This is a genomic window from Streptomyces sp. NPDC002690 (assembly GCF_053592415.1).
In genome coordinates this window covers 1-5802 of sequence record NZ_JBSFVR010000432.1, presented here as the reverse complement: position 1 = coordinate 5802, position 5802 = coordinate 1, and the positions used below count along the sequence as shown (strand labels likewise).

Genomic DNA, 5802 nt, shown 5'->3' with positions numbered 1-5802 from the left:
TTTGGGGGCCCCGCGGGGGGGGGGGGGGGCCCCGCCCCACCGCCGGGCCCATCGCCGAACCGGCCGCGAGGAAGAGCCCGCCCAGCACCAGCCAGCCGGAAAATCCCCACGACAGGATCAACGTGGTGAGCAGCAACGGCCCCACCAGTCGCGCCACGGCCGTCCCCGCACCGTAGAAACCCTGGTACTGGCCCTGCTTGTCGGCCGGCGCGAGCGCGAAGCCGATCTCCCAGGAGCCCGAGCCGAGGAGCATCTCCCCGAGTACCTGGATCACGGCCGCCGCCAGCAGCAGCACACCCGCCGCCCACGCCGACGTGCCCAGGGACGAGCACGCGAAGACGAGGCAGGCCAGCAACAGGACGTACCCGGCGTGCCGTACCGACCGGGACGCCGAGTCCAGGCCCGTCACCCGGGACGCGATCCGCACCTGGAAGAGGACCACGCTCACGGTGTTGACCACCAGCAGCGCGGAGACGGTCCACCCGGGCGCCTCGGTGCGCCGGACGATCCAGAGCGGCAACGCCACGCTCAGCAGCGGCATGTAGAGCAGCATGACCGTGTTGAGCAGAGCCACCACGGCATACGGTCGGTCCCGCAGAACCGCCATTCGCCGCTCTCCCTCCGGCGACTCCGACACAGCCGCCCCCTTCGGAGCCGGCAGCCGGTACAGCACGCCCGCCGCGACCACGAAGCTGAGCGCATCCACCGACAGGGCAGCCAAGTACGCCGCCTCGGTGTCGAGTTGCAGAGCGACTCCGCCGAGTGCCGCACCGAGGGCGAGCCCCGCGTTCACCGTCGACTGGAGATGGGCCCGGGTCTCGGTACGCCGGCCGGGCTCTACCAGGGCCGCCAGCAGGGCCTGCCGGGCCGCCGCGAGGCCGCACTGGGCGCAGGCGTACACGCACACCGCCACGACGAAGGCCGGAGGGGACCGCACGAAGAGGAACGAGGCGACGGCCGCGCCGGTGACCAGGGACATCAGGACCGCGATGCCGCGAGGTCCGCGCCGGTCGGCGAGATGCCCCAGCGGCACCCCCGCCACCGCGCCGAGCGCCCAGCCCAGCGTGAGCGCCGCGCCGATCGTGGTGGGCGAAAGCCCGACGACACGGTTGAAGTAGAGCGCCGAGCACACGTAATAGGCGCCGTCCCCGACCGAGTTGGCCAGCTGCGCCAGGGCCAGCCTCCTCGGCGCTCCCCCGGGGGGAATGATCCGGCTCACCGGCATGGGGTTCCTCTTTCGTTCTCGTCCTCACGGGCTGCCCGTGAGTCTGCGCCGTGTCGCGGCGGAGCGACAGCGAATTCCCCACCCACATCCCTTCATTCGAAGCGGAGCTTTCCGTACCGGGTCCGCTTCAGTTCGAAGAAGTCCGGGAACGCGGCGAGCGTCCTCGTGGCGTCGAAGAGGCGGGCGGCCTCCTCGCCGCGGGGTATCGACTGGAGGACGGGCCCGAAGAAGGCGACACCGTCGATGTGCACGGTGGGCGTCCCCACGTCGCCGCCGACCGCGTCGGCGCCACGGTGGTGGCTCGCGCGCAGCCACACGTCGTGCGCCTCGTGGTCGGCGGCGGCCAGCAACCCGACCGGAAGGTCCAGCGCCCGCAGCGCCCGCCGGGCGACGGCCCGGTAGTCCTTGTCGCCGCCGTTGTGGATGCGCTCGCCCAACTCCGTGTAGAGGGGCGCGAGTATCTCCTCGCCGTGCACTTGGGCCGCCGCGGCACAGATCCGGTTCAGGGCCAGCGAGTCGTCCACCAGCGTGCGGTACCAGTCGGGAAGTTCACGCTTCTCGTTGAGTACGTACAGGCTCATCAGGCGGAACCGCAGGTCCAGTCGGCGGTGGAGCGCTACCTCCACCATCCAGCGGGAGGTGATCCACGCGAAGGGGCAGGCCGGGTCGAACCAGAAGTCGACCCTGGTCGTGTCCGCCGGACCGTACGTGCTCGGGTGCGTGTGAGTGAAAGCGGCGGTGCTGGTCATGCGGGGGACTCCTCGGTGCGGTGGTGGGGGCGTGGCGGCCCCGACGCGGCTAAAGCGTGTTGCGAAAGTCCCGCCTGTCCGGCCGAAAGCGGAGGCCGTTGAGGCGGTCAGCCCTCGGCGGTCGCCGGGGCCGGGGGAGTCGCGACCGCAGGCTCCTTCGGCTGCTGCGCGGCCCGGAAGTCCGCCGCGCGGATCAGCAGCAGGGAAGCCACCCCGCCCACCAGCGCGAGGCCCGCCGAGAGGGCGAGGAGGGTGTTCAACCCGTCGACGTACCCCTCGACGGCGAGCCGCTCGACGGTCTCGCGCTGAGCCTCGGGCACCAGGGCCGCGGCCCGGTCGATCTCGCCCCCGCGGACCAGGGCGACGAGCAGGTCCGTACGGTCGCCGACGCCCGGCACCCCGGCCAGTCCGGCACGGAGGCGGTCGCCGATGACGACGGCGAAGGTGGAGCCGAGCACGGCGACCCCGGCGCTCACCCCGAGCTGGCGGAACGTGCCGCTGACGCCGGAGGCCATCCCGGAGCGGGAGAGGTCCACGACACCCACGGCGGTCGAGGCGAGCGGCGGATTCACCAGACCGGCTCCCAGCCCGCCCAGCACGAGACCGGGGAGGAAGTGCTCCCAGCCGGATCGCGCGTCCACGTGGCCCATCAGCAGAAGGGCGGCTCCGACCAGGAGCAGGCCGCCCCCGATCAGGAAGCGGGGCTGGATCCTGGTGCTGAGACGCCCCGCGACCAGCGAGGCGGTGAGCATCGCCAGCGAGGAGGCGAGCAGGCGCACTCCGGTCTCCAGCGACGAGTACCCGAGCACCTCCTGGAAGTGGATGGCCAGGAAGAGGAACATCGCGAAGAGCGATCCGTTCATCGCGAACGCCGCCACGGACCCGCCGACGAAGGTCGGGATGCGGAACAGCCCAAGGTCGAACATCGGCTGTGCCACCCGTGCCTCGACGACGAGGAAGGCGGCCAGCAGCACGCCGCCCCCGACGAGGAAGGAGAGCGCGCCCGTCTCGCCCCAACCGTCCTCGCCGGCCCGGATCAGGCCGTGGACGAGCATGGCGAGGCCCGCGGTGAGCAGGACGAAGCCGGGAAGGTCCAGCTTGCGCGGGAACGGCGACTTGGCCTCGTCCACGCGCAGCGCGACGATCAGGGCGACCAGCACGCCGATCGGCACGTTGACGAGGAAGATTCCCCGCCAGCTGATGCCGCTGGAGATCAGGCCGCCCGCCACCGGGCCGATCGCGGAGGCGAGCCCGGTGACCATGCCCCACACGCCGAACGCCGTGCCGCGCTCCTTGCCCTGGAAGCTTCCCGCGAGCAGCGCGAGACCGGTCGCGAACATCACCGAGCCGCCCACACCCTGGAAGATCCGGGCGAGGATCAGCATCTCCGGGGACTGCGCCAGGCCGCACAGCAGGGATGCGAGCGTGAACAGGGCGACGCCGACGGTGTAGAGGCGCCTGCGGCCGAACCGGTCGGCGAGGGTCCCGCTCGTCAGCAACAGCGCGGCGAGGGCGAGGGCGTAGCCGTCGATCACCCACTGGAGGTCCGCGAACCCGGCGTTCAGGTCGGCCTGCACGTCGGGCATGACGACGTAGACGATGGTGGTGTCCAGCAGGAGCATGAACGTCCCGCCGCACACCCCCAGCAGCGTCCACCACTTCTTCTGCATGTCTGTTCGACCCCTGCTCGTCCCTAGGACGGCCGCGCGCGCCGCCGGAAGGGTTTCCGGCGGCGCGTCCGTCCTGCGGCTCATGCTGGCGAGCGGGGAGTCAGAAGTCCAAGACCTGGTTTTTCGGGATGTCCAAACCAGAGGTTATGGAACGGGGTTGTCGGCGATCCGGCACCGCGCTCCCGCAAGTACCGTCATCCGAAACGCCCGTTGACGTAGTCGGCCGTACGGACGTCCCGGGGCGAGGCGAACATGGCCTGGGTGTCGCCGTGTTCGACGATGAGACCGGGCGTGCCCTGCGAGGCGAGGAAGAACGCGCAGGTGTCCGAGACGCGGGCGGCCTGCTGCATGTTGTGGGTGACGATCACGATGGTCACCTCGGACTTCAGCTCGGCGATGGTCTCCTCGATACGACGGGTGGAAGTCGGGTCGAGGGCGGAGCACGGCTCGTCCATCAAGAGCACGCGGGGGCGCACCGCGAGGGAGCGGGCGATGCACAGGCGCTGCTGCTGGCCGCCGGAGAGCGCCCCGCCGGGCTGGCGCAGCCGGTCCTTGACCTCCCGCCACAGCCCCGCCTTGGTGAGGCACTCCTCCACCAGGTCGTCGCGGGCGTCGCGGCCGGCCTTGATGGCGTTGAGCTTGAGACCCGCCAGGACGTTGTCGTACAGCGACATCGCAGGGAACGGGTTGGGCTTCTGGAACACCATGCCGATGTTGCGGCGGGCGTGCGTGATGCGGCGGCCCCGGTCGTAGATGTCGTCGCCGTCCAGCAGCACCCGGCCGGCCAGGGAGGCCGAACCGATCAGCTCGTGCATCCGGTTGAGGATGCGCAGGAACGTCGACTTGCCGCAGCCGGACGGCCCGATGAGGGCGGTGACCTGGCGGGCGGGCATGGTCAGCGAGACCCGGTCCAGGACCTTGTGGTCCCCGAACCACGCGGATATCTCGTCGGCCTCCAGCGTGGCGGGCCCCTGGCCGCGGATGACACGCGGCTGGATCAGGGTGTCGGTGAACTCGTCGCGGTCGGCGGTGGCACCGGTCGTGTCGGTGGTGGGCATGGTGACTCCAGAAGGTACGGCGAAATGGTCTGCGTGAAGGTGAACGGGGCCTTGATCAGAGGAGGTTGGGCAGCAGTGCGGTCAGCGCCCCCGCGTCCGCGATGCCGAGGGCGGCGAGCAGCGGTGCCCCGCAGGCCCAGGTCTGCCAGCGGCCCCAGACCCGGTACGCGGCCACTGTGAGGAGAGCCGCCACGAGCAGGGCCTGCGTCCACAGGAACACCTGGAGCCACGAGTCGTCCTCGCCCTTCAGCGCCTGCTCGGACTCGGCGATCCAGCCGGTACGCAGTACCCGCGGCGGGCTCGGCTGGACGGGCGTGACGAGTTTCGCGTCGACCCGCAGGATTCCGGAAGGGGTGTACGGTCCGCCGGTCGCGGTGATCAGGGTGAGCCGGCCCTCGCCGGAGGCGAGCGGGGCGGGGAGCGGGTCACCCGCTCGCCGGATGCCGGTCACCTCGTACGTCACCTTCGCCTGACCGGTGGTCACGTCGATCCGGGTGCCGGTCGGCAGGTTGTGCAGGCCGCCGAAGGGCCCGCCGTAACCCCACTGCCGGCCCATGACGATGGAGGTGCCCGCCTGGCCCGGCAGCGGGGTGTCACGGCGGTGGCCGGGACCCGACATCAGCACGGAGGAAGTGGTGCCCTCGGCGACGACCTCCTCCAGATCGAGTACGGGGATGCGCAGCAGGGCGACCGGGGCGCCGGGTTCGAGCGCCTTGCCGTCGAAGGTCTGCTGGCCCACCGGGGCCGTGCCCAGCGCGAGCTGCTCCCGCAGGTCGTCGTGGGCGACCTGCTGGTCGCGGGCGTGCTGGAGGTGGCCCACGACCGTGAGGTTCGCGGCGAACCCGAACAGCACGGCGGCGAGCACGCACAGGGCGGCGCCGGTCAGGGCGAGACCGGGCCGGGAGGGTGCCGCGTCGGGTGCCGCGGCCGGGCGGGGCGGCTTCTGGTCGGGCGGTGCGGCCGGGGGCGGCGGTGCGAGCACGGACACGATGGGTGCACTCCTGGTAGCCGGCGTCAACCTGTACGCGCTCTCGATCGTCGTGGAAGCGCTGCTGGGCTGGGACCGCTGGGTCGCGATCGTCGTCGCCGGTGTGTTCGTC

At 71.6% G+C, this 5802-nt stretch carries 5 protein-coding genes; all 5 read right to left on the bottom strand.

Translation table 11 applies throughout. The features are described 5' to 3' along the window. On the bottom strand, positions 1–1225 hold a 1225-nt coding region (locus ACWD3D_RS32560; RefSeq protein WP_451464332.1), incomplete at its 3' end, for an MFS transporter. A gap of 92 nt (positions 1226–1317) precedes the next feature. Continuing rightward, positions 1318–1974, bottom strand: a complete 657-nt coding sequence (locus tag ACWD3D_RS32555) for a mycothiol-dependent nitroreductase Rv2466c family protein (protein WP_451464331.1) — start codon at positions 1972–1974, stop codon at positions 1318–1320. Between the two features lie 107 nt (positions 1975–2081). Beyond that, complete coding sequence (locus tag ACWD3D_RS32550; protein WP_451464330.1) at positions 2082–3644, bottom strand: MFS transporter; 1563 nt, start codon at positions 3642–3644, stop codon at positions 2082–2084. Between the two features lie 194 nt (positions 3645–3838). Beyond that, positions 3839–4702, bottom strand: coding sequence for a phosphate ABC transporter ATP-binding protein (locus ACWD3D_RS32545; protein WP_451464329.1), 864 nt, complete (start codon positions 4700–4702; stop codon positions 3839–3841). A 55-nt stretch (positions 4703–4757) separates the two neighbouring features. Next, the gene (locus ACWD3D_RS32540) at positions 4758–5690 is read right to left on the bottom strand and encodes a class E sortase (RefSeq protein ID WP_451464328.1); all 933 of its coding nucleotides are present in this window, start codon (positions 5688–5690) and stop codon (positions 4758–4760) included. Positions 5691–5802 lie beyond the last annotated feature (112 nt).

Coding starts and splice junctions, on each gene's coding strand:
- ACWD3D_RS32555 (WP_451464331.1), bottom strand. CDS start 1,974: ATGACCAGCACCGCCGCTTTCACTCACACGCACCCGAGCACGTACGGT.
- ACWD3D_RS32550 (WP_451464330.1), bottom strand. CDS start 3,644: ATGCAGAAGAAGTGGTGGACGCTGCTGGGGGTGTGCGGCGGGACGTTC.
- ACWD3D_RS32545 (WP_451464329.1), bottom strand. CDS start 4,702: ATGCCCACCACCGACACGACCGGTGCCACCGCCGACCGCGACGAGTTC.